This is a genomic window from Pseudomonas sp. R3.Fl, assembly GCF_023516765.1.
In the GTDB taxonomy this organism is placed as follows: Bacteria; Pseudomonadota; Gammaproteobacteria; order Pseudomonadales; family Pseudomonadaceae; genus Pseudomonas; species Pseudomonas citronellolis.
The window spans coordinates 5,358,613-5,382,469 of sequence record NZ_JAMGSO010000001.1 but is presented as its reverse complement, the minus strand read 5'-3'; the positions used below and the strand labels follow the sequence as shown (position 1 = coordinate 5,382,469).

Sequence of the window (23,857 nt, the reverse complement as noted above, 5' to 3'; positions counted from 1 at the left end):
CGTTCAAGCCAGTACATGCCGTCTAACCTTTACTAAAACAGCCCTTTGAACTACCCTAACGAGCGTTTCCTGGCCGAGATGGAGCAGGTGGTGCCAAGAGCGGATTGGTGGCATTAATTGAGCCGCACTATCCAAAGGCGAATGGCGGTTGTAAGCCCTACCCATTGGAAATCATGAGGAAGCACTGTACGAGATTACCTCGATGTGCCAGTTTGCTCGGGTAACACTCAGCCCCCGATTCCGCAAGACATCACGATCATGAAATTCCGCCATCTGTTGGAAAAGCATGAGTTCGCACCGTGATCCATCTCGAACCGGAAAACACCCAGTACGCCTGCAGTTGCTAACGGCAACACCACCACTGTGGATGGCAATGCGCTAACCTTGTATAGCGGCTTCGAACAGGGCAACTACTTCGTCGACGCCAACCTGAGCTATGGCCTCAACGACAACGAGAGCAGGCGACGCATCGCCAGCACCACGGTCAAAGGCGACTACGACAGCCAGGTCCTGGGAGCCAACGTCGTCGGTGGCTACACCTATCACCTGAACGAGCAGTTCCTGGTCGAGCCGCGCCTAGCCGCACGCTATACCCGTGTCGATATCGATGGCTACCACGAGAAGGGTTCGTCGGCAGCGCTCAAGGTGGATAGTCAACGCTACGAAGTGGCGGAGCTGGGTGCTGGTGTGCGCCTGGCCGGTGATTTCCAGGTCGGCAACGGCAACCTGCAGCCGCAGGCCACGCTGATGGCCTACCATGACTTCGCCGCGGACGAAGCCCAGAGCACCTCGACCTTCACGCTGGGTGGCCCCCTTCGTGAGCCAAGGCGCCAAGGCTGCGCGTAACAGCTACGAAGCGGGTGTCGGTGCGGACTACCATCTGGGCGCCGTCACGGTTGGTGTCAGCTACGACTACACCGGCAAGACCGACTTCAACGCCGACACCTTCACCGCCAAGGTCCGTTACGACTTCTGATGAGCAACCACTTTTCCGGCCCACGCGCGTGGGCCGGTTTCTTTCAAGCCCCTATGGTGCTGCTGATCGGCGCCCTCCTCGTCGGCTGTCAGTCGCCCCGCGAAGCGCTGCAGCAGTTGGCGGATGGATGAGCATGGGAGGAAACTGGATATCCTGCCGGGGCGACCATTCCCGTTGGCCGTGCTGGCACCGCAGAGCACCACGAAAGCCACTCGTTTACGCGTCTACCTGGAAGGTGATGGCCACGCCTGGGCCACGGCGACGCAGCCCAGCCTGGATCCGAGCCCACACAACCTACTGGTGGCGCGCTTGGCCGTGAACGATCCGACACCGAATGCCTATCTGGCTCGCCCCTGCCAATTCGTTCTGGCGCCAGATTGCGAACCTGCACTCTGGACCAATCGGAGGTTTTCCCAGGAAGTCGTCACCAGACTTAGTCAGGCCTTGGACCAGTTGAAGCAGCGCTATGGCAATCGGGAGTTCGAACTGGTGGGGTATTCCGGAGGCGCAGCTCTGGCGCTTCTGCTGGTAGCCCAACGGGATGACGTCACCTTGGTCCAGACCCTGGCCGGTAATCTAAGCCCGCGGCTATGGGCAGAAATGAAAAGACTATCTCCCCTCAGCGGTTCGCTGGATTCGCTTGACTATCGGGATCGACTGGCAGCAATACCGCAGCGACACTTAGTGGGAGACACAGACGATGTAGTCCCAGCAGTTCTAGCCAAGGCCTACCTGATACGGCTACACCCATATGCCTACAGTCAGGTTGTAATCTTGCCTGCGACAGATCACGAGCAAGGCTGGGATACTGCTTGGAGAACATGGCGGGATCTGCCACTAGACTGCAGAAGCGAATAAGCGCAGTGCATAGTGAACCATCCTATCTGTGCTCGACAGAGTTCGAGCCACAAATAAGCGCGCGAGAACTAGCTGCTATTGCATAAACTCACCGACCTGCCCTTGGGCAGAACGCATCCCGCAAGAGGGGCATTGGAGGTAAACATTCAAACTGCGCTATGCGCGGCTAGATTGCAGTACTGTCCTTTAAAATACAGCAGTGGCTGCGTAGCAGCAGCTTCTTGTAAATTTAACGCCTTCACTTCACCAATCACGATCAGGTGATCACCTGCGGCGTGTTCGGCGTGAATTTCGCAATCAAGCCAGTGCAGGCTGCCGACGATGATCGGATTACCCAACGGTGATTCCTGCCATTCGACTCCGCGCCACTTGTCCGCGCCTTGCCGAGCGAACTGGTTGGAAATCTTGATCTGCTCACCGGACAAAATATTGACCGCGAATCGGCCCGCCTGGCGAATTTTCGGATAGCTGTACGAGTTGGACTTTACGCTGAATGAAACCAGCGGCGGGCTCATCGACACGCTGTAGAAGGACTGGCAAGTGAAGCCAATCGGCTCACCATCGATGTGCGATGTAATTACCGTGATACCGGATGCGTAGTGCCCGAGCGCTTCGCGAAAGCTCAATGGCTCGATAGCAGTACTAGGAAGTGACATAGTGGATCCTGAATGCTGTGTGCAACTCGAAGGCGTCAAGAAAGTCCCGAACTTCGGCTTCATCGCAATGCGCGGGTAACGCGGACCGGCTCATTTCTTAGAATCAGGAGTCTTCTTCGAAGACTCCCTAAAACTTCCGCCGTCTCAATTCATGCGTACAGCACTTGCGAATTCAGCTCTAAATTACGCCGAGAGCTCTCTTCGAATAATTTCTGCACCTGCACTTAAAGCATTAAGTTTGCCTCTTGCTACTCGGCGGGACAGCGGAGCCATACCACAGTTTGTGCAAGGGCAAAGCTTGTCAGCATCGACAAACTGAAGCGCTTTGCGCAGCGTATTGGCTACTTCCTCCGGCGTCTCGATGGTATCGGTTGCCACGTCAATGGCCCCTACCATCACTTTCTTCCCTCGAATGAGCTCCATGAGTTCCATTGGAACACGGGAGTTTTGACACTCCAGAGAAATTATATCGATGTTGGATTCTTGCAGCTTGGGGAAGATTTCTTCATACTGTCTCCACTCCGAGCCAAGAGTTTTTTTCCAATCGGTGTTGGCCTTGATCCCGTAGCCGTAGCAGATATGTACTGCGGTTTCGCACTTCAGTCCTTCGATTGCCCTTTCCAGCGTGGCGATTCCCCAGTCATTGACCTCATCAAAGAATACGTTGAATGCAGGTTCATCAAACTGGATGATATCAACGCCGGCAGCTTCCAGTTCCTTCGCCTCCTCGTTGAGAATCTTGGCAAATTCCCAGGCCAGCTTTTCACGGCTTTTGTAATGGGCATCGTAGAGCGTATCGATCATGGTCATCGGGCCAGGCAGGGCCCATTTGATCGGTTGGTTGGTTTGCTGACGGAGGAATTTGGCGTCCTCGACAAACACCGGCTTCTTGCGAGCCACGGCGCCCGCAACAGTGGGGACGCTCGCATCGTAGCGATCACGAATCCGGACGGTCTTGCGGTTCTCGAAGTCCACACCGTCGAGGTGCTCGATGAATGTAGTGACGAAGTGCTGGCGTGTTTGCTCACCATCGCTGACGATATCGATGCCCGCTTGCTGCTGCTCCTGCAAAGACAGACGCAAGGCATCCTGTTTGCCATCGCTCAACTCTTCGTCTTGCAGTTTCCAGGGCGACCAGAGTGTCTCGGGCTGGGCCAGCCAGGAGGGCTTGGGGAGACTGCCTGCGGTCGAGGTGGGGAGGATTTTTTTCATAATAAGTATCTTGCACGCCTGGTTCAATTAAAGGGTGTAATTAGCAGACCACTCATCAAGAATGGCTTTATGCGGCTTGATGAACTGCTCTTCGGCAAACTTCCCTTGCTGAATGGCCAGTCGACTGCGCTCCTCTCGATCGTAAACGATTCGAGTGACGGAGTGATCCTGATTCTTCAGGTTCGGCTGGTAGCAGTTTCCTGCTACAGCGTTGGCGTTATAAATCTCGGGCCGGTAGATCTTCTGGAAAGTTTCCATCGTGCTGATAGTGCCGATAAGCTCAAGATTGGTATAGTCATTGAGCAAGTCGCCAAAGAAGTAGAAGGCTAGGGGTGCGACACTATTGGCCGGCATGAAGTAACGAACCTGCAACCCCATTTTCTTGAAGTAGCTCTCGGTCAAGGATGAGTCACTTGGCTGGTATTCAAAGCCCAATACCGGGTGCTGATTTTCAGTCCGATGATAGGTTTTATTATCCGAAACACTGAGGCAAATTACCGGCAGTTTGGCAAAGCTCTGCTTGTAGGCTTCAGATGTCACGAAGTGCTTAAAAATATTTCCATGCAGGTCGCCAAAGTTTTCCGGGATACTGAAACCTGGCTTGTCCTTGTTGTGCTCCAGCAGCAGTACGCTGAAGTCATAATCTCGTACGTAAGAGGAGAAATTGTTCCCAACGATGCCTTCGACAGTTTTGTTGGTTTTTTTGTCAAGAATACTTGTCTTCAGTATTTCGATTGCCGGAAAATTACCGCCACCGCCTTCGGCAACAACGTTCATCTCGACGGAAATTATTTCAAGCTGGACGGAATAACGGTCTCCTGTGGGATTGTCCCAATTCGCCAGCGCATTGAAGCGGTTATCAATCATCCGCAAGGCATTGCGCAGGTTCTCCTGGCGACTCTCGCCCCTGGCCAGGTTGGCGAAATTGGTAGTAGCACGGGTGTTTTCTGCGGGATGATAGTTTTCATCGAAAACAATGCTGCTGATCTTAAAGGAGAAATCGTTATTCGTCACAGTCTTGAATCCTGGGCTTGGTGCAAAGCCTGAGTTTGTCTCGTGCTTTCGGTGTCGTGAAAAATTTTCTTCGAGATTTTTCAGGCAGTAGCTGTGCTGTCTGATGTTGAAAGTATTTTATGCCCAAGGGGAACTGTGAAAAAGTTAGATATTCTCACGGGATCATTAGCCAAGCTCATGTTCAGAGGTATGGCTGGGGCCGGCGTTTTAGGTTCAGGGCGACTCCAAGGGCTCGATCTTTGCGACCGAAGCTCCTCACTTGCTAGACGCGTCACTGTCAGCCAGAGAAAGGCTCATTCTCCTCTCAGCGTTGGCCGGCCTTGCGTTGAGCCGCACGCTGCCGATGCACGTCGAGACGGATCAAGGTGTCGGTCTTTCGCTCGTATAGATAGGTCTGCCCTTGAATGGTAACTCGTCCGTAGATTCGAGCGACGCTGTAGCGCGTACTCTTGACCTTCTCAATCACCTCTGGCGCTTCTGCAACAATGCTGTTCATCCGCCGGTCTCCGTGAGGGGCTGCTTCTGGACAAAACGCTGCTCAACGCTCATTGATGTCCTCGTCTCCGTAGTACTGGACGCCAATTCGAATCAACTCGCGCCCCTGTGATTTGCGATGATGGTTGGTATCACGCAGCGAATAGATACAGCCACAGTATTCCTGCTGATAGAACCGCTCCTGCTTGCTGATCTCGATCATCCGCGCAGCACCGCCGCCTTTGCGCCAGTTGTAATCCCAGTAGGCGATACCTGGATACTTGGCAGCCGAGCGCTGGCCGCAATCGTTGATCTGCTGCATGTTCTTCCAGCGCGAAATACCCAAAGAGCTGCTGATCACCGGAAAGCCGTGCTCGTAGGCATACAAGGCCGTGCGATCGAAGCGCATGTCGAAGCACATGGTGCAGCGAACGCCTCGTTCAGGCTCCCATTCCATCCCCTTGGCCCTGGCGAACCAGTCATCGGTGTCGTAGTCCGCATCGACGAAGGGAACGCCGTGCTTTTCTGCAAAGCGAATGTTCTCTTCTTTGCGCAGCAGGTACTCACGCTCGGGATGAATATTCGGGTTGTAGAAGAAAATGGTGTATTCGATGCCCGACGCCGTGATCGCCTCCATGACTTCCCCGGAGCAGGGGGCGCAGCAAGAGTGCAGCAAGAGCCGATCGGCCCCGCCAGGGAGTGTCAGCTTCGGCCGCGTAAAGGTACTCATGGAATGGGGTTCTCCAGCAACGCAAAGCGGGACGCACTGCGTCCCGCTTGTTTTCAATCTGTCGTTCAGGGCAACAGCGCGAGATCGTTCCGCAACTCGCGTGCCGCCGCGACCATATTCAGCAGCGCCGCCTCGGTTTCCGGCCAGGCGCGGGTCTTCAGGCCGCAGTCCGGGTTCACCCACAGGCGCTCGGCGGGGATGCGCTGAGCGGCCTTGCGCAGCAGTTTGACGATCTCTTCCTTGCTCGGCACCCGCGGCGAGTGGATGTCGTAGACGCCCGGGCCAATCTCGTTCGGGTAGTCGAACTTCTCGAAGGCCTCCAGCAGCTCCATGTCCGAACGCGAGGTCTCGATGGTGATGACGTCGGCATCCATGGCGGCGATGGATTCGATCACGTCGTTGAACTCGCTGTAGCACATGTGGGTGTGGATCTGGGTTTCGTCGCGCACGCCCGAGGCGCACAGGCGGAAGGCCTCGGTAGCCCAGTCCAGGTAATGTGCCCAGGCGCTCCTGCGCAGCGGCAGGCCTTCGCGGAAGGCCGCTTCGTCGATCTGCACGATCCTGATGCCGGCAGCCTCCAGGTCGACCACTTCGTCGCGGATGGCCAGCGCCAGTTGGCGCGCCTGCACCTCGCGGGGCACGTCCTCGCGCGGGAAGGACCACATCAGCATGGTCACCGGGCCGGTCAGCATGCCCTTCATCACCTTGTCGGTCAGGCTCTGGGCGTAGGTGATCCACTCCACGGTCATGGCCTTGGGCCGGCTCAGGTCGCCATAGATCACCGCCGGTTTCACACAGCGCGAACCGTAGCTCTGCACCCAGCCGAAGCGGGTGAAGACGTAGCCGTCGAGCTGCTCGGCGAAGTACTCGACCATGTCGTTGCGCTCGGCTTCGCCATGCACCAGCACGTCCAGGCCCAGGTTCTCCTGGATCTGCACGGCATGGCGGATCTCGCTATGCATGGCCTCGGTGTACTCGGCCTGGCTCAGCTTGCCCTGCTTGAACGACTGGCGTGCCAGGCGGATGGCCGAGGTCTGCGGGAAGGAACCGATGGTGGTGGTGGGGAATGCCGGCAGGTCGAGGCCGGCGCGCTGCTTGGCGATGCGTTCGGCGAACGGGGAGTGGCGCTGGGCATCGCTCGGCTCGATGGCGGCCAGGCGGGCCTGCACGGCCGGCTTGTGGATGCGCGGCGAGGCGGCGCGGCTGGCCTGCACGGCGCGGCTTTGTTCCAGGGCGGCAACGACGTCGGCGGCCTGGGGTTCGGTGGCGGCGCGGGCCAGCACGGCCACTTCGGCGCACTTCTGCACGGCGAAGGCCAGCCAGCTCTTCAGCTCGGTGTCAAGCTGGTCTTCGCGTTCCAGGTCGACCGGGCTGTGCAGCAGCGAGCAGGACGGCGCGAGCCACAGGCGCTCGCCGAGGCGCTCCTGGGCGTGGCGCACGATGTCCAGGGCCTTCTCCAGGTCGCAGCGCCAGACGTTGCGGCCGTTGACCAGGCCCAGCGACACGACCTTGTAGGCCGGCAGGCGGTCGAGGATGCTCGGGTACTGTTCCGGGGCGCGCACCAGGTCGATGTGCAGGCCGTCCACCGGCAGGCCGGCGGCCAGGCCGAGGTTGTCTTCCAGGCCGCCGAAGTAGGTGGCGACCAGCTTCTTCAGCGGCTCGCTCTGCAGCAGGTTGTAGGCGCGCTCGAAGGCGTTCTTCCAATCCTGCGGCAGGTCAAGCACCAGGATCGGCTCGTCGATCTGCACCCATTCCACGCCCTGGGCGGCCAGGCGGCGGAAGATCTGGCCGTAGAGCGGCAGCAGGCGCTCCAGCAGGTCGAGCTTGTCGAAATCGGAGCCTTTGGCCTTGCCCAGCCAGAGGTAGGTCAGCGGGCCGATCACCACGGGCTTCACGGTGTGGCCCAGGGCCCTGGCTTCATCGACTTCTTCGAACAGCTGTTCCCAGCTCAGCCCGAACTGCTGGTCGGCAGTGAATTCGGGGACCAGGTAGTGGTAGTTGGTGTCGAACCACTTGGTCATCTCCTGCGCATGGGCACCACCGCAGCAGTTGTCAGTGACGCCGCGGGCCATGCCGAAGAGGGTCTGCAGGGTCGGCTTGGCGTCGCCATGGCCGCGGAAGCGCTCGGGGATGACGCCGAAGGTCAGCGAGTGGGTCAGCACCTGGTCGTACCAGGCGAAGTCGCCCACCGGCAGCAGCTCGATGCCGGCGTCCTTCTGGACTTGCCAGTGGGTGGCACGCAACTGCCTGCCGACGGCGCGCAGCCCGGCCTCGTCCAGTTCACCCTTCCAGAAGGCTTCCAGGGCTTTCTTCAGTTCGCGGTCCCGGCCGATACGCGGGAAGCCGAGGTTGTGTGCCACTGCCATGAAAATGCCCTCCATCGAAAAATGAATGGAGAGATTGTCAACAGCGATAAGTCATGAGACAAACTCAATTTCCGCGTGATGAATACAAATTTCTCTCATGATCGAATTCCGGCATCTCCGCACGCTCCATGCCTTGCGCGAAACAGACAGCCTGATCGAGGCTGCAGAGCGCCTGCATCTGACCCAGTCCGCCCTCTCCCACCAATTCCGCGAATTGGAGGATCGTCTGGGCGTACAGTTGTTCGTGCGTAAATCCAAGCCGGTGCGCTTCACCAGCGCGGGGCTCAAGCTACTGCAACTGGCCGATCAGGTGCTGCCCCTCATACGCGCCACCGAACGCGACTTGAGCCGGCTGGCCGGCGGTACCGCGGGACGCCTGCACCTGGCCATCGAATGTCACAGTTGCTACCAGTGGCTGATGCCCTCGGTGGACGAATTCCGCGGCGCCTGGCCGGAGGTGGAGTTGGACCTCGCCTCGGGTTTCGCTTTCGCACCTTTGCCAGCGCTGGAGCGCGGCGATCTCGACCTGGTGGTGACGTCCGATCCGGTCGCCATAACGGGTATCACCTATGTCCCGCTGTTCGGCTACGAAGCACAGCTGGCCGTCGACAACCACCATGCCCTGCGCGAGAGACCCTTCATCGAACCCGCCGACCTGGCCGGGCAGACACTGATCACCTACCCGGTCGAACGCAATCGACTGGATATCTTCACCCGCTTCCTCGACCCAGCCGACATCGAACCGGCGCAGGTCCGCACCTCGGAACTGACGGTGATGATGATGCAACTGGTCGCCTCCGGACGTGGCGTCTGCTGCCTGCCCAACTGGGCTCTGCACGAGTACAGCTCGCGGGGGTACGTGACCGCCAAGCGACTCGGCAAGGACGGCATGCAGGCCACGCTGTACGCCGCCATCCGCAGCGATATGCTGGAAGTACCCTTCGTCAGCGACTTCCTGCTGACGGCCAAGGACATCTCGTTCTCCACCCTGGAAGGTGTCAACGCGGTAGCAGGGCTTGCCATCTGACGTCGCCTCGCCCTCCGATGTGCCAAGCCCCGCCCTGCTCGAACGAGCATTGAGCGTTCAGGCCCCATCCATCAGCACATCAGACCGGGCCGGCCCAATGCCGCCTCAGCGGCCATGCAGCTCCAGGCTCCCACCATCAAGGCACGCTTTTGTCTTTTTCAAAAAACTTCACTGCGTTTTCAAACATGTCCTTGGATCAAGACCGGCCCAGAATGGGCCCCGTGGCGCACAACCGCCACTCACTGCAACCCGACACTGTGATCCGGCCTGGTACTGACAAGTGATGAGCGTGTTGAGGAAGGCGCTGCACGAACAGCGCTTCGTGTGCGTCGTAGAGTTCGTTCCGAAGCCTTCCGCGGAGCGCTTCGCCGCCTTCGAGCAACTGATGCAGCGCTCGCAGTTGTGCGGCTGGCCAATGACGGCGGCAGTGGCAGACCGTGTCGGCAGTAACTTCGACCTTGCGCCGCTGAAGGCATTCTCACAACTGACGCTCCCCCTGCCGACGCTGATTCACTTTTCTGGCAAAGACCGGGAGCGCCAGGACTTGCTGGCGCAGTTGGAGCGAATGGACGCCATTGGCCTGGACCAACTCCTGCTCCTCAGCGGTGACCGCGTCCCCGGCCATGAGCCGGGTCAAAAGCCGGTTCGCTACCTGGAGTCGGTACCTGCCTTGCAGATCGTCCGGCGGGCCAGGCCGACCTGGATGCTCGGCGCTGCCCTCAACCCGTTCAAGTACCACGAGGAAGAAGGTGGCGCGCAATACTTCAAGGCTGAGAAGAAGCTCGCGGCAGGCGCGAACTTCCTCACCCTGCAACTGGGTTTCGACGCGCAAAAGCATCTGGAAGCCCACCAGTGGATGCAGCGGCAAGTCCCTCCTGTTCCGCTGCTGGCCTGCGTCATGGGCCTGACCCTCAACCGCGCCACCATCCTGGAGCATGTTCCCGGTGTGGTGATCACTCCTTCGATGCGCGCCCTGCTGGCCGCCGAGGAAGCAGTCTCCAGTGCATGCGCCCAGGAGCGCAGCCTTGCACGCCTCGGCCTGCAGATCATTGGTCTACGGCTGATGGGATATGCAGGTATCCATCTGTCAGGTATCCACGACCTAGGGCAACTGCAGGCATTGGAGCGAGTCATCGATGCTCGAATGGCAGACATCCAGACGCTAGAACAGTGGTCCGCCGCCTGGGAGGCTAGCTGGAGGATCGCCGGGGGCCCGACCGTGACATTCCATCCGCCACAAGCCGATTGGCGGTTGGGCAGGTCCCAAGTCAGTGCTACCAGGAAGGAACAGCTCCGCTATCACCTGCTGTCGGCGTTCCATTCTCTGCTGTTCAGCCGTACCAACCCACTGAGTCGGGTGTTCGGCTGGACGCTCAAGCTTCCACTCTGGCGCACGCGTCGCGGCACGCGCTGGCTTCACCAACTGGAGCGCAGCCTGAAAAGGCCTGTTGTAGGGTGCGATACCTGCGGCAACTGCCGACTTGAAGACACCCTGTACATTTGCCCGGAAACCTGCCCGAAGGGACTTGCGAATGGCCCCTGCGGGGGAACCCGGCTCAATCGTTGCGAGTTCGGCGATCGGGAATGCATCCACAGTATCAAGTACCGCACGGCCAAGACGGCTGGACAGACACATGTGCTGACCGACCGTCTGATCCCGTGCGTGGATGCTGACTCCCGGCACCAAAGCTCCTGGCCCCGCTGGTTCGCTGCGCCGGTGCAGCGAACGACAGCAACGGATTGGGTTCCAGGCAACGACGTGCACGAGCTTGGGACCTTGCGTTCGCATAGCCTTGCCAGAGGCGAAGTCCAAGACGAGCACTAGCTGTCCCGCAATTCGAACCTGGGGAACAGCTTGCTCAACTCCTCCCATAATGTCGGCGCGCCTTCTCGGTTTCGGCCTTGGGGGCGCAGGATCGCTGTTTAGCCGGCTTATGTCCTCTGGGCAGGGGGTCTTGATTACCTGCCAACTCGCGCTCGTGCGCGCGAAACTCCTGCCGGATTGGCCCCTTCGGCAAGGTAAATAGTACCTACCCCATCAATGTACTGGCGACGCACTGCAATACACTTGAATGTACGGGCTATATGTCCTTCGATTATTAGTTGCTCAGACGTATCATTTGCTCAAGTTCAGCGGCTTGGTTTTAAACAAAAAAGTCAGCCGATTTTTGAAAAAATGGTGCTGTGATACGTCTTATATACGTCAGGCTGGATAAATCCCCTGACTGGGAACCTCTAGACGCATTAAGGATATCACATGCGCAATGTTCAAATGTTGGCTATGGCCATTGGATTTACGCTCAGCGTTGGGTCTGTTGCAGGTGAGGCTGAGTTTCGTTTGAGTGACGCGGGCCTGACCTATGAGTTCAAGCGGGTTCCGGTCTATGACGCTGATAAGCGCCTTATGTACAACGCTGGAGAGATTACGGTTGTCGACTCGACAGGAACTGTCTTGGCATTGGGGCGTAACGGTCAGTCACCTGGATGCAGCAAGTTCCCGGCTATTAGCAAGATGTCAGTTCCGCTGATAAAGGCTGTAGCGAGAGAAGGGCATGACTCGAAAGAGTTTGTAGTTTTCTGCGGATCAAATGATGGTCCGCATAATGTGGTTCGTTTCTACAATCCAGCCTTTGGCTTTGTGGGGGCTCTTGATTTCAATGATGGTCCTGTGAGTTTCATCGATAAGGGCGGTGTGCTACAGGCAATAGTTCAGAAAAAACAATATTCGAAGCTGTTAAATTCAGTGGTGACTTACCCCGTAGTGAGTGAAGTCACCTCGGATGGTCTCGTAGTGGATGTGAGATTGGATGCCAGCACAACTGCGTCGAAGATACTGAGCAGTTCGGGTAGTACGGAAGAAGTCAAAGGAGGTGAAGATGGAATAACTTTATGGAAGCTCGCCGCAGCTGCGGTGAAAAAAGATTCGATAGGTTATTGCAAGGCGCTTTCAGAATTCGAGGACAGCAGCAAGGCATTGAATGCTAGCTCGGATGTTGAAAGGATTATCAGTGGATTTAATTCCCCGAAGTGTTAAGGATAAATAAATGGAGCTTAGCAAAGAACAGCTTGAAACCCAGCAGCGTATTATTGACTACGGAAATGCAAACGGTTACAGCGAAGAACTGATTCAGCTAGCGGTTGATACCGCTTATCTCGAATCTTCTCTTGGAACGGACTTGATCAACAGCACGTCCTCTGCGAAAGGACTTTTCCAGTATCTTGATTCCTCTTGGGCAACATATTATTCGAGTCTTGGCTCGTCTATGGATGAGCAGAATCAGCTAACTGCGTACTTCACAGACCTGACTCTTTATTACTCTTGGTACTCCTCGCCAGCCACCAATGGAAATATTCCGAGCGACATTACTTTTGAACAGTACGCCTATATCAAGCATCATGATGGGCGCAGCTATGACGATTTCTACAATTCGCCGGGGCTGGCTTACTATAATGAAAAGTTTACTGATGATGTGGCTGAAACTTTGGACATCGGTTGGCCTGGCGGCGGTATTAATCGGCGCCTTTGCGTAGTCTCCTCCCTATATGTGGGCGATGGGGCATATGAGGACTACGATAGCGCAAACTGCATCAAGCTAAGCGATGACGGGGACCCGACTACAATTTACATTGACCGCAACCTTGAAGCGGGGCTCTCTGATGATGAGCGACAGCAAATCATTGATTCCAGCCCTACGTCGGCGTTCTACTTCTGCCCGATCTGATTTTCATAAGAAGGTAGGGCGTGCGTAATGAGCAAATTCGGAAGCGGAACTGGCCACTCGCGACGACTTTGCTCACAGACACTGAGGGCGATTAATCCTACTCGGGGTATTGCGCGAGAAGATCGGGGGACTCTCGCTTCACAGCAGCCGGCGGCATGATCTGTTTGGTGACAGAGCCAAGGCCGTCCATGCAGTGGCTGAAGAGCGCTGCATCTACAGCTCGGCGATGGACATCCGCTATGGCTTCCTGGGCAGTCTCCTTCTCGGAGAAGTGGGTCGAGCGCCAGGGAAGCGATATGCCCACCCTCAAGATGCACCGCGCGGACCTGGTCAGCGAACTGGTGAATTGTCAGCTCGTGGGCCCTCAGCGTGAATGAATTGGGTGTGTCGGATGCATTGGCTGCCTGAAGCATGGTCTGTCCTCTCGATGCTAGCGCCGCTGCGGCGTCGGTCGATGAGTACAGCTTCGTCTGCCTACGTGAGTGTCAGGGGATCGAAGCGATAGTCCTCAGTCCCCAACAGGCGACCCTCCACCACCACGACCTTGAGGGCGCCAGAGCCCAGGTCCTGTTGCGGCAGGTAGGCGCGACTGGTGACGAAGCCACGCGCCAGGTACTGGTCGGTGATCGCCTTGAGCAGCGCATTGAGTTGGCTGACGCCTAGGCACCGGCCGCGATACGGCGCCAGCAGGCGCTCGCGGGCGCCATTGTCGAGGTGCTCGGCGCCTTGCAGGGTGATTCCGCGGATGGCGAAGCAGCGACTAGTCACTGGCCGTCGTCATTGAAGTAGTAGAACTCGTTGTGAGCTCTGCTTGGCCTTGCCGGTCAGGTAGTCGAGTTGGTTGTGGCCATCCCGGTGGTCCTTGAAGTTCACTTCATCGAAGGCCGGCGCCCAGCACTTGAGCAGCTTCTCCTTCACATCCGGGATGCCGACAGCAGAGAGCAGCGTGGAGAATCGGTCGAGACCAGAGAACACTCCGTTCGATACCCACATCTACGGCATTCTGGCTACCCGATTTGCGTTTGATTCTGCAATGAAAGCCTCAGCACCTTGAGTCGATAGCAGACGCACAGAAGTGCTGCTGTCGACCGGACTTGTACCATCATTACGAGACTCGGAGGCGAGATTTTCTAGGCAGGCCTACAAGGAAAAACACCAGCATAGCTTGACCGAAAGCAGACAAGATCCGGGAATGATCCCAGATCAATGCCTGGCTGATGCTGGTAGCGAACAGCACGATCAAAAATGCCTTTGCTACTCGCAGCTCCCGCAGAGTAATAGCCATATAAAGTCCTTTTATGTACCTCAAGGCAGAAATCTGCCATCCGCCGATGAACGCTTCAAGCTAGCTTTAGCTGTGTCCCCGCATACATAGTAGGCCATTCATCTCAGAGCACGGTACCCGTTAGCCTTGCAACCAAGACTCAACCACATCGTTACCGTGCTCAGCTTTCCAAGCCTTCAGCACCTTGTGGTTTCCCCCCCTTGGTTTCTACCACTTCGCCAGTGTGCGGATTCTTGTAGACCTTCACCACACGCTCACGACGCTTGGATTGCGATGCACGGTCTCCGCGGACACTCACAGCGCCAGTTGCCGATGGATCGAGGATCGCTACGATGTCACGAAGGGACTTGCCATACTCGCCCATCAGCGCTTTCAGTTTTTCCTCAAACTCGATTTCCTTTTTGAGGGAATTATCGTTCTTCAGAGACTCGAGATAGGCCAGTTGGTCAGCAAGAGCCTTTTCTGCGGCACGGAACTCAGCAAGCTTCGACATAAAAATAATCTCAATAAAAATGAATGTCCCACAGAGCATATCCGACTCTGCAGATCATCCCAACTAGCAGGCCTGTGGCTAAAGATCAGTAATCGCGCGGGATGCGACCAAAGCGCAACGTCTTGGTGGTGGCCATGAGGGAATCTGCGGCCTCAGTCGCACCATCTGTGCGTACCCGAACTAGCCTGTAATGCGTGACTTCGCGACCTTCTCAGGATGTGATAGCCCCGGTCTCGATGTACCACGCTCTGGCGCGGCAGGTTCTCGATAAGCTGGCACCAAATAAACCCTGAGCTAAAAGCCGTCGTGCGCACTTAGACTTTCAGCTAAAAACCTGGGCAGGCCGGGCGCAGACGTTCTAGGGTTAGTCATTCAGGCACAAGAACAAGAACCTGGAGACCGAGCCATGATCCGACGCACCCGCCTGGCGCTGGCCGGCGCCGCCTTCCTCGCCGTCTGCGCCACCGCCCAGGCCGCCCCCACCTTCATCAACATCCTCACCGGCGGCACCAGCGGGGTGTACTACCCCGTGGGCGTCGGCCTGTCGCAGATCTACAGCCACGGCATCGAGGGCAGCAAGACCTCGGTGCAGGCCACCAAGGCCTCGGTGGAAAACCTCAACCTGCTCCAGGCCGGCCGCGGCGAACTGGCCTTCGCCCTTGGCGACTCGGTGGCCGACGCCTGGAAGGGCGAGGCCGACGCCGGCTTCAAGACGCCGCTGAAGAAGCTGCGGGCCATCGCCGGCACCTACCACAACTACATCCAGATCGTCGCCAGCAAGGAGTCGGGGATCACCTCCCTGGCCGACCTCAAGGGCAAGCGCATCTCCGTCGGCGCGCCCAAGTCCGGCACCGAGCTGAACGCCCGCGCCATCTTCAAGGCCGCCGGGCTGAGCTACGAGGACATGGGCAAGGTCGAGTACCTGCCCTTCGCCGAATCGGTGGAGCTGATCAAGAACCGCCAGCTCGACGCCACCCTGCAGTCCTCGGGCCTGGGCCAGGCATCGATCCGCGACCTCGCCTCGACCATGCCGGTGAGCTTCGTGGCGATCCCCGCCGAGGTGGTGGCGAAGATCGGCAACAACGCCTACCTGCCGGCGACCATCCCGGCCAAGACCTATGACGGCCAGGACGCCGACGTGCCCACCGCGGCCATCATCAACATCCTGGTGACCCGCGAAGATGTCAGCGACGAACTGGCCTACCAGATGACCAGGCAGCTGTTCGACAACCTGCCGCGCCTGGTCACCGCCCATGCGGCGGCCAAGGACATCAGCCTGGACAAGGCGGCGAAGAACCTGCCGATTCCGCTGCACCCCGGCGCCGAGCGCTTCTACAAGGAAAAAGGTCTGCTTCCCTGAGCCCCGGGCCGGCCCCACGCCGGGGCCGGCCACTGCAGGAGACCCCCGCATGAGCGATACCGCCCACGGCCTGCATGCCGACACAGAGCGCTGGCCCGCCAGCCTGTTCGCCGTCGCCCTGGCCTTCTCGATCTTCCAGGTCACCACCGCGGCCTTCCCGCTGATCGCCACCCAGGTCCTGCGCGCGGTGCACGTGGGCTTCCTGCTGCTGGTCGTCTACCTATGCTACCCGGCGCGCGGCCATGGCCGCCCCTGGCAACCGCTGGCCTGGCTGCTGGGCCTGGCCGGCATGGCCACGGCGGCCTACCAGTGGTTCTTCGAGGCCGACCTGATCCAGCGCTCCGGCGAGCTGACCCACGGCGACATGCTCATCGGCCTGGTACTGATCGTGCTGGTGTTCGAGGCCGCCCGGCGCGTCATGGGCATCGCCCTGCCGATCATCTGCGCCCTGTTCCTCGTCTACGGTCTGCTCGGCCAGTACCTGCCGGGCGACCTGGCGCACCGCGGCTATGGCTTCGACCAAATCGTCAACCAGCTATCCTTCGGCACGGAAGGCCTGTACGGCACGCCCACCTATGTGTCGGCCACCTACATCTACCTGTTCATCCTATTCGGCGCCTTCCTCGAACAGGCCGGGATGATCCGCCTGTTCACCGACTTCGCCATGGGCCTGTTCGGCCACCGCAGCGGCGGACCGGCCAAGGTCTCGGTGTTCTCCTCGGCGCTGATGGGCACCATCACCGGCTCCGGGGTGGCCAATGTGGTCACCACCGGGCAGTTCACCATTCCGTTGATGAAACGCTTCGGTTACTCGCCGGCCTTCGCTGGCGGCGTCGAAGCCACCTCCAGCATGGGCAGCCAGATCATGCCCCCGGTGATGGGGGCGGTGGCCTTTATCATGGCCGAGACCATCAACGTGCCCTACGCCGAGGTAGCCAAGGCGGCGCTGATCCCGGCCCTGCTGTATTTCGGCTCGGTGTACTGGATGGTCCACCTGGAGGCCCGGCGCAGCCATTTGCACGGCCTGCCGCCGGAGCAATGCCCAAGCTCCTGGGGCGCGCTGCGCCAGCGCTGGTTCCTGCTGATCCCGCTGCTGGTGCTGATCGCCCTGCTGTTCTCCGGGCGTACCCCGCTGTACTCGGGCATGGTCGGCCTGGCCCTGACCGCCATTGTCATCCTCGGCTCGGCGATCATCCTGCGCGCCGGCAACACCTGGCTGCGCATCGCCTTCTGGGTGGCGCTAGGGGTGCTCTGCTCGGGGTTCTTCCGCCTGGGTATCGGCATCGTCTTCCTGGTCATCGCGGCCCTGGCACTGGCCTGCGTCTTCATCCGCGGCGGCCGCGCCACCCTGCGGGCCTGCGTCATGGCCCTGGCCGAAGGTGCCCGCCATGCGGTGCCGGTGGGCATCGCCTGCACCCTGGTCGGGGTGATCATCGGCGTCATCTCGTTGACCGGGGTGGCCACCACCTTCGCCGGCTACATCCTCGATCTGGGCCGCGACAACCTGTTCCTCTCGCTAGTGCTGACCATGCTCACCTGCCTGGTGCTGGGCATGGGCATCCCGACCATCCCCAACTACATCATCACCAGCTCCATCGCGGCGCCGGCCCTGCTGGAGCTGGGCGTGCCGCTGATCGTCTCGCACATGTTCGTGTTCTATTTTGGCATCCTCGCCGACCTCACCCCGCCGGTGGCCCTGGCCTGCTTCGCCGCCGCCCCCATTGCTCAGGAGAGGGGGCTGAAGATCAGCTTCTGGGCGGTGCGCATCGCCCTGGCCGGCTTCGTCGTGCCCTTCATGGCGGTGTACGACCCGGCGCTGATGATGCAGGGTGACAGCTGGGCGGCCACGCTCTACATGCTGGTCAAGGCAATCTTCGCGGTAGTGCTCTGGGGCATGGCCTCCATCGGCCACCTCAGTGCCCCCATGCCCTGGTGGGAACGCGGCCTGGCGTTCGCCGCCGGCCTGTTGCTGATCCTCGCCCTGCCGATCAGCGACGAAGCCGGCTTCGCCCTGGGCGCGGCGGTGCTCGGCTGGCACCTGTGGCGCCATCGCGGCGCGGCCGGGCAGCCGGCATGACCGGCCTGTGCCTGGGGCTGGCCGGGGTGGTCTGGGCCAGCCTGCCGCTGCAGCACTTCACCCTCGCCTGGCAGCACAGCATCGAGAAGATTCGCTGGGAAGAGGACTACCAGGTGACGCCCGCCGGCCTGGTGCTGGGCGAGGCACGCGTACGCGGCAACGGCGCCGGCATGGAGATTCCGGACGGTGCGGTCCTGCGCGACGGCGCCTGGCACTACCGGCGCCACCTTCCACCGCTGCAACCGCTGCACGCCGGGCGCACGCCCGAGGCCGGCGACTACCAGTTGTGCACCGAACACGGCTGCCAGACGCTGTCGCACTGGCTGGGGCCACCGACGACGGCGACCCCGGCCGTGGATTTCTGGGCCTGCGAGACGACCACCGAAACGTCCCGGCCCCTCTAGCGCAGCGAATCGCGCTCGCTCAGCCGACGACGTGCAGGTAGTGCAGGTGCCTTTCATACTGATCGAGAATGTCGCTGATCACGTCATCGCGGCTCCAGCCCATGATGTCGTAGTCCTGGCCACCCTCGCGCAGATGCACCTCGGCACGGAAGTACTTGCGCGCATCGCTGCTCTCCTCGGTGTCACGCATGACGAAACTGGGCGTGGTGAACGCGCGCGGTCGCACTTCGTAGAGGAAGCGGCCTTCGCCGACATGGTCCAGCTCCAGGCTCACGCGGCCGTCTTCGCGCTCGCTCACCGTTACCTCGTAGCCCTGCTTGCGCAATTCGGCGGCGACCTCCTCGCACGCCGGCCTCGCCACCTCGGCGATGAAGCGCGTCACGTGGGCACGCCGCGGCAACATGGCGATGTTGCGCAGGCGCCGCTGCCAGCCGCCATGGGCATGGGGCGCCTGGCGCGGCGACGGCAGTGCCTGGTTGCGCAGGCCGCGGCGGGTGGCGTCCAGGTGCAACGCACGGAACAATCCCCAGATCGAAGCCAGGAGGATGATGGAGAACGGCAGCGCACTGGCGATGGTCGCGGTCTGCAGTGCCTTCAACCCGTTGGCCAGCAGTAGCGCGATCGCCACCACGCCAATGCTCACCGACCAGAAGATGCGCTGCCATAGCGGCGAGTGGTCATGCCCGGACGAGGCCAGCATATCCACCACCAGAGCACCGGAATCGGCGGAGGTGACGAAGAACACCACCACCATCAGTACCGCGACCATGGACACCACGCTCGACAGCGGGAAATGCTCGAGGAAGGCGAACAGCGCCAGCGAGCTGTCCTGGTCGACTATCGCCGCCAGGTCTTGCACGCCATCGGTGAGGATCATGTGGATCGCAGAGTCACCGAAAACCGTCATCCACAGCAGGGTGAAACCGGCCGGCACGAACAGCACGCCACAGACGAACTCGCGAATCGTCCGGCCACGCGAGATGCGCGCGATGAACAGACCCACGAAAGGCGACCAGGACAACCACCAGCCCCAGTACAGCAGGGTCCAACCACCGATCCAGTCCGTGGGCTGGTAGGCGTAGAGATTGAACGTCTTGTAGACGATGTCGGACAGGTAGGCGCCGGTATTCTGTACGTAGGTCTGCAGAAGGAAGACCGTGGGGCCCAGCAACAGCACGAAGAGCAGCAGCACCGCCGCCAGCCCCAGGTTGAGCTCCGAAAGAATGCGGATGCCCTTATCCAGGCCGCTGGCCACCGAAAGCGTGGCCAGGCCGCAGGTAATGGCGATCAGGACGATCTGCACGGTGGGGTTCACCGGCAAACCGAACAGATGGTGGAAACCGCTGTTGATCTGCAGCACGCCATAGCCCAGCGAAGTGGCGACACCGAACACGGTGCCGAGGATGGCGAAAATGTCCACGGCATGGCCGATGGGCCCATGGATGCGCTCGCCGATCAGCGGATAGAGCGCCGAGCGCAGCGTGAGCGGCAAGCCCTTGCGGAAGCTGAAGTAGGCCAGGATCAGCCCGACCATCGCATAGATCGCCCAGGCGTGCAGGCCCCAGTGGAAGAAGGTGATCTTCATCGCTTCGCGCGCGGCGGCTACCGTGCCCGGCTCACCCACCGGCGGCGTGGTGAAATGCATGACCGGCTCGGCGACGCCGAAGAACATCAGGCCGATGCCCATGCCGGCGGAAAACAGCATGGCGAACCAACTGCTGCTGCGGTACTCCGGCTCGCTGTGGTCGGGGCCGAGCTTGATATCGCCATAGCGACTGACCGCCAGGAACACGACGCTGATCAGGATCAGCGCCACCGCGAGGATGTAGAACCAGCTGGCATTGGTGATGATCCATTGCTGCACGTCGTTGAACAACGCTTGTGCCTGCTCCTGGAAAACGGAGGCATAGAGCACCAGTACCAGGATAAGCACTGCACTGCTATAGAACACCGGTGGATTCAGGGTACTCCTTGGCTTGGATGGGGCATTCATTGCGGGTTTTCTCCTTTGAATCTGTGTGCCGAAGCACAGCGGAAAACCTATTAAGGGTAACAAGCATGGCCTGCTACCCCTACCGCAAATGGGAAATGGGAAATGGGCGGAATGGCACTTACTTAAGCGCTAAGCGATTGATTCAGAAAAGAAAGGCTGCTCTTGGTCTACGGTGATAGTTGCGAACACACACCGAGCCCAAGGAGCAGCCCAGATGAATCCTAGGCGCCAAGCCGTCATTCATCAACAGCAGCGCGCCCGTCGGCATACATCGAATACGGACGCTTACGCCTTCTTCAACCTGCTAACCGGCCCTGAGTTATTCGAGCATGTCGAGTCGTTGCTGCCGTTTCATCGGGAGCGCTTGTTCCCGCCGACAGAGACGTTGTCCATGTTCATGGCCCAGGCCTTGAGTGCCGACCGTTCCTGCCAGAAGGCGGTCAATGAGATGGCCGTCAAACAACTGTTAGCGGGTTTGAAGCCGTGCAGCACGCACACCGGCGGCTACTGCCGTGCTCGTCAGCGGTTGCCGGTGGAGATGGTTTCCACGCTGGTGCGCAACACTGGCAGCCTGATCAGTCACTATTCAGGCAAGACAGGGCAATGGATGGGCAGACCGGTTCGGCTGGTGGATAGCACGACGGTGTCGATGCCGGATACAACGGCTAATCAGGCCGCCTATCCGCAGTCGCGCGGGCAAAAGCCGGGATTGGGCTTTCCGATTTGTCGGCTGGTTGGCATCGTCTGCCTCTCCAGCGGTGCAGTGCTGAATGCAGCATTGGGTCGTTTTCGCGGCAAGGGTGGCGATGAGCAAACCCTGTTGCGGTCGATGCTCGATACGTTGAACGCTGGCGATGTTTTGCTGGGAGATGCCTACTACGCGACCTATTTCCTGCTGTGTGAATTGCAGCGCAGGGGCATCGATGGTGTGTTTGAGCAATATGGCGCGCGTCGGCGCAGTACCGACTTTCGGCGAGGTAAGCGCCTGGGGACGCGCGATCATCTGATCGGTCTGGAAAAGCCCCGGAAACGCCCATCCTGGATGAGCCAGGCTTACTACGAGCAAGTGCCTGACAGGTTGGAGGTTCGGGAGTTGAAAGCGGGCGACAAGATTCTGGTCACGACGCTGCGCTGCACGAGTCAAACGCCCAAGGCTGCCTTGAAAGCGCTGTTCAAAAGCCGCTGGCACGTAGAGTTGGATCTGCGCAATCTCAAAACCACGATGGGGCTCGAAATGCTGAGCTGTAAAGCTCCCGCGATGGCTATCAAGGAACTCTGGATTTACCTGCTGGCACACAACCTGATTCGCCTGATCATGGCGCAATCGGCCTCGATGGCTGACTGCCTGCCCCGTGAATTGAGCTTCAAGCACAGCCTCCAGCTATGGCTGGCGTGGCGGCAATTCGACGATGATCCTGACGGAGGTACGACTCTTCGCGGCCTGCTGGTTCTGGTCGCGCAACAGCGTGTCGGCAATCGCTCCGGGCGAGTTGAACCCAGAGCCCTCAAGCGAAGGCCAAAGCCCTACCCATTACTGACCTGCACACGTCAATCTGCTCGGGCAGCGATCAAGAAACACGGTCATCCGAAAAGGGTTAAGTAAGTGCCATTCGGAAATGGGCGCTTTTTTCGCCGAGCGATTCCTGATACTCCAGTCAGCGTGATGACGCTTACGCAACGGTGCGAACGTGAGGCGCTAGTACTTCACTCACCGCGAAAGGGTCCTGTAGACTTGCGCTCCGGGTGTCTGCTGCAAAGGTGGCGAGACAGGTCAATGCGCAGGTCGGGCCGCCGCGCGGAGAGCTTGTGCGCATGCAACAGAATCCCCTGCCCCGTGCCCAGCGAATGGCCGAACGCGCCTTCGCCAACCTTGAACGTTTCCTGCACATCGAAGCCGTCAGTGGCGCCGTCCTGCTGGTCGCCGCCGTCATCGCCCTGCTGTGGGCGAACTCCCCGGCCGCTCATGGCTACGACGCCCTATGGCACGCTCCGCTGTCCATCGGAATCGGCTCCTTCACGTTCTCGCGTTCGCTCCACTTCTGGATAAACGATGGGTTGATGACCGTGTTCTTCCTGGTCGTCGGCATGGAAATCCGCCGGGAAATCCATGAGGGTGCCCTGGCCAACCTGCGCCAGGCGGCATTACCCATGATAGCGGCTGTTGGTGGTGTCCTGGCGCCGGCAGCGATCTACCTGGCGATCAACCACACCCCCGCCGCGCACTCGGGCTGGGCCATACCGACGGCCACCGACATCGCCTTCGCGGTGGGCGTGCTGGCGTTGCTGGGCAAATCCATCCCCGCCAACGTCAGGGTGTTCCTGCTGGCGCTGGCCGTCATCGACGACATCATCGCGGTCCTGATCATCGCCGTCTTCTACTCAGGAGGCCTCGACTACAGTGGCTTCGCCATCGCGGCAGTGGGCATCCTGCTCGTGCTCGGCCTGCAGAAGATCGGCGTTGGAACCGCCTACGCCTATGTGCTTCCGGGTGCGGTGACCTGGGCCGGCCTGCTCATGACCGGGGCGCATCCCAGCCTGGCCGGCGTGGTGCTCGGCCTGATGACACCGGTGTACAGCATGCCGATGCGGGAGCGCCCCCTGGAGCGTGTTTCGCGCATCACCGGCGAACTGATCGGCCGGGCCCAATCACCGGAACGGGACGCAAGCGACCTGATGCCGCCCCTGAAGAGCCTGCGCCATGCTCAGCGCGAACTGGTCCCGCCCGTGGTACGCGTTCAGCAGGCCCTGCATCCCTGGGTCGCCTACGGCATCATGCCCCTGTTCGCCCTTGCCAACGCCGGGGTCAGCCTCCAGGGCATCGACCTGGCTGCCGAGGCGCCGCATTGGGTCCTGCTGGGCGTGGCCGTCGCGCTCATCATCGGGAAACCACTCGGCATCATCAGTATCACCTGGTTGATGGTACGCCTGGGCTGGTGTGCATTGCCGAGCGGGGTCACCTGGCGAGGCGTCATCCTGATCGGGCTGCTCGCGGGTATCGGCTTCACCATGTCGATCTTCATCGCCATGCTCGGCTTCTCCGAGCCCAGCCTGCTCGGCCCCGCGAAGCTCGGCGTACTGATCGGCTCCACCTTCGCCGCAGCGTTGGGGCTGGCCTGGGGGGTCTTCGTCATGCGTCAGGACAAGGGGCGGGAGCCTGCGCGCGCGAAGTGAGCGACCCGATCCAGGGTCCGTCTCAGAGCCAACGGTCGT

17 protein-coding genes and 5 pseudogenes are annotated in these 23,857 nt (G+C 59.9%); 12 read left to right on the top strand and 10 right to left on the bottom strand.

The window, feature by feature from the left end:
* Window positions 1-45: 45 nt before the first annotated feature.
* The 3 pseudogenes from M8R19_RS23770 to M8R19_RS23760 all read left to right on the top strand — a co-directional run.
* Window positions 46-297, top strand: a pseudogene (locus M8R19_RS23770) (IS5/IS1182 family transposase); the annotation flags it as partial.
* 48 nt (window positions 298-345) lie between these two features.
* A pseudogene (locus tag M8R19_RS23765) lies at window positions 346-976 on the top strand (autotransporter outer membrane beta-barrel domain-containing protein); the annotation flags it as partial.
* Window positions 976-1,834 (top strand): annotated as a pseudogene (locus tag M8R19_RS23760) (alpha/beta hydrolase). The pseudogenes M8R19_RS23765 and M8R19_RS23760, both read left to right, overlap by 1 nt.
* A 146-nt stretch (window positions 1,835-1,980) precedes the next feature.
* Here M8R19_RS23760 and M8R19_RS23755 read toward each other — a convergent pair.
* The 6 genes from M8R19_RS23755 to metE form a co-directional block, all read right to left on the bottom strand.
* Window positions 1,981-2,490 carry a flavin reductase family protein gene (locus tag M8R19_RS23755; protein ID WP_249919096.1) on the bottom strand — a complete coding sequence of 170 codons (510 nt, stop codon included), beginning with the start codon at window positions 2,488-2,490 and terminating at the stop codon, window positions 1,981-1,983.
* A gap of 183 nt (window positions 2,491-2,673) precedes the next feature.
* The gene (locus M8R19_RS23750; protein ID WP_249919095.1) at window positions 2,674-3,702 is read right to left on the bottom strand and encodes a methionine synthase; all 1,029 of its coding nucleotides are present in this window, start codon (window positions 3,700-3,702) and stop codon (window positions 2,674-2,676) included.
* Window positions 3,703-3,729: 27 nt separating this feature from the next.
* The gene (locus M8R19_RS23745; RefSeq protein WP_249919094.1) at window positions 3,730-4,716 is read right to left on the bottom strand and encodes a DUF1852 domain-containing protein; all 987 of its coding nucleotides are present in this window, start codon (window positions 4,714-4,716) and stop codon (window positions 3,730-3,732) included.
* A gap of 304 nt (window positions 4,717-5,020) precedes the next feature.
* Window positions 5,021-5,212 (bottom strand): hypothetical protein, encoded by a 192-nt coding sequence (locus M8R19_RS23740; protein WP_194488799.1) that lies wholly within the window; start codon window positions 5,210-5,212, stop codon window positions 5,021-5,023.
* 42 nt (window positions 5,213-5,254) lie between these two features.
* Entirely contained in the window at window positions 5,255-5,920 is a 666-nt protein-coding gene (locus M8R19_RS23735; RefSeq protein WP_194488800.1) for an epoxyqueuosine reductase QueH, read from the bottom strand.
* 65 nt (window positions 5,921-5,985) lie between these two features.
* Window positions 5,986-8,286 carry a 5-methyltetrahydropteroyltriglutamate--homocysteine S-methyltransferase gene (metE, locus tag M8R19_RS23730; RefSeq protein WP_249919093.1) on the bottom strand — a complete coding sequence of 767 codons (2,301 nt, stop codon included), beginning with the start codon at window positions 8,284-8,286 and terminating at the stop codon, window positions 5,986-5,988.
* 97 nt (window positions 8,287-8,383) lie between these two features.
* On the opposite strand from metE, the gene M8R19_RS23725 reads away from it, so the two are divergent.
* The 4 genes from M8R19_RS23725 (at window position 8,384) to M8R19_RS23710 (ending at window position 13,035) form a co-directional block, all read left to right on the top strand.
* Window positions 8,384-9,313 (top strand): LysR family transcriptional regulator, encoded by a 930-nt coding sequence (locus M8R19_RS23725; protein ID WP_249919092.1) that lies wholly within the window; start codon window positions 8,384-8,386, stop codon window positions 9,311-9,313.
* Window positions 9,314-9,596: 283 nt separating this feature from the next.
* The gene (locus M8R19_RS23720; protein ID WP_249919091.1) at window positions 9,597-11,138 is read left to right on the top strand and encodes a methylenetetrahydrofolate reductase C-terminal domain-containing protein; all 1,542 of its coding nucleotides are present in this window, start codon (window positions 9,597-9,599) and stop codon (window positions 11,136-11,138) included.
* 432 nt (window positions 11,139-11,570) lie between these two features.
* Window positions 11,571-12,347 carry a hypothetical protein gene (locus tag M8R19_RS23715; RefSeq protein ID WP_249919090.1) on the top strand — a complete coding sequence of 259 codons (777 nt, stop codon included), beginning with the start codon at window positions 11,571-11,573 and terminating at the stop codon, window positions 12,345-12,347.
* A 10-nt stretch (window positions 12,348-12,357) separates the two neighbouring features.
* The gene (locus M8R19_RS23710; RefSeq protein WP_249919089.1) at window positions 12,358-13,035 is read left to right on the top strand and encodes a hypothetical protein; all 678 of its coding nucleotides are present in this window, start codon (window positions 12,358-12,360) and stop codon (window positions 13,033-13,035) included.
* A 507-nt stretch (window positions 13,036-13,542) separates the two neighbouring features.
* Here the strand turns inward: M8R19_RS23710 and M8R19_RS23705 are convergent.
* From M8R19_RS23705 to M8R19_RS23695, 3 genes and pseudogenes are all read right to left on the bottom strand, one after another.
* Window positions 13,543-13,794 (bottom strand): annotated as a pseudogene (locus M8R19_RS23705) (POTRA domain-containing protein); the annotation flags it as partial.
* Window positions 13,795-13,812: 18 nt separating this feature from the next.
* Complete coding sequence (locus tag M8R19_RS23700) at window positions 13,813-14,028, bottom strand: hypothetical protein (RefSeq protein WP_349654702.1); 216 nt, start codon at window positions 14,026-14,028, stop codon at window positions 13,813-13,815.
* A 412-nt stretch (window positions 14,029-14,440) separates the two neighbouring features.
* Window positions 14,441-14,813 (bottom strand): annotated as a pseudogene (locus M8R19_RS23695) (histone-like nucleoid-structuring protein, MvaT/MvaU family).
* 406 nt (window positions 14,814-15,219) lie between these two features.
* Here M8R19_RS23695 and M8R19_RS23690 point away from each other — a divergent pair.
* The 3 genes from M8R19_RS23690 to M8R19_RS23680 are packed head-to-tail and all read left to right on the top strand — an operon-like array spanning window position 15,220 to window position 18,654.
* Entirely contained in the window at window positions 15,220-16,173 is a 954-nt protein-coding gene (locus M8R19_RS23690; RefSeq protein ID WP_249919088.1) for a TAXI family TRAP transporter solute-binding subunit, read from the top strand.
* Window positions 16,174-16,222: 49 nt separating this feature from the next.
* Window positions 16,223-18,250, top strand: a complete 2,028-nt coding sequence (locus M8R19_RS23685) for a TRAP transporter permease (protein WP_249919087.1) — start codon at window positions 16,223-16,225, stop codon at window positions 18,248-18,250.
* On the top strand, window positions 18,247-18,654 hold the full coding sequence (locus M8R19_RS23680) for a DUF1850 domain-containing protein (RefSeq protein ID WP_249919086.1): 408 nt from the start codon (window positions 18,247-18,249) through the stop codon (window positions 18,652-18,654). Before M8R19_RS23685 ends, M8R19_RS23680 begins: the two co-directional genes overlap by 4 nt.
* A gap of 19 nt (window positions 18,655-18,673) precedes the next feature.
* Here M8R19_RS23680 and M8R19_RS23675 read toward each other — a convergent pair whose 3' ends face one another.
* Complete coding sequence (locus tag M8R19_RS23675) at window positions 18,674-20,647, bottom strand: BCCT family transporter (RefSeq protein ID WP_249919085.1); 1,974 nt, start codon at window positions 20,645-20,647, stop codon at window positions 18,674-18,676.
* A 214-nt stretch (window positions 20,648-20,861) separates the two neighbouring features.
* Here M8R19_RS23675 and M8R19_RS23670 point away from each other — a divergent pair, with 214 nt between their 5' ends.
* Window positions 20,862-22,250, top strand: a complete 1,389-nt coding sequence (locus M8R19_RS23670; protein ID WP_249919084.1) for an IS4 family transposase — start codon at window positions 20,862-20,864, stop codon at window positions 22,248-22,250.
* A 209-nt stretch (window positions 22,251-22,459) separates the two neighbouring features.
* A complete protein-coding gene (gene nhaA / locus M8R19_RS23665; RefSeq protein ID WP_249919083.1) occupies window positions 22,460-23,818 on the top strand; it encodes a Na+/H+ antiporter NhaA in 1,359 nt (452 codons plus the stop codon).
* Window positions 23,819-23,857 lie beyond the last annotated feature (39 nt).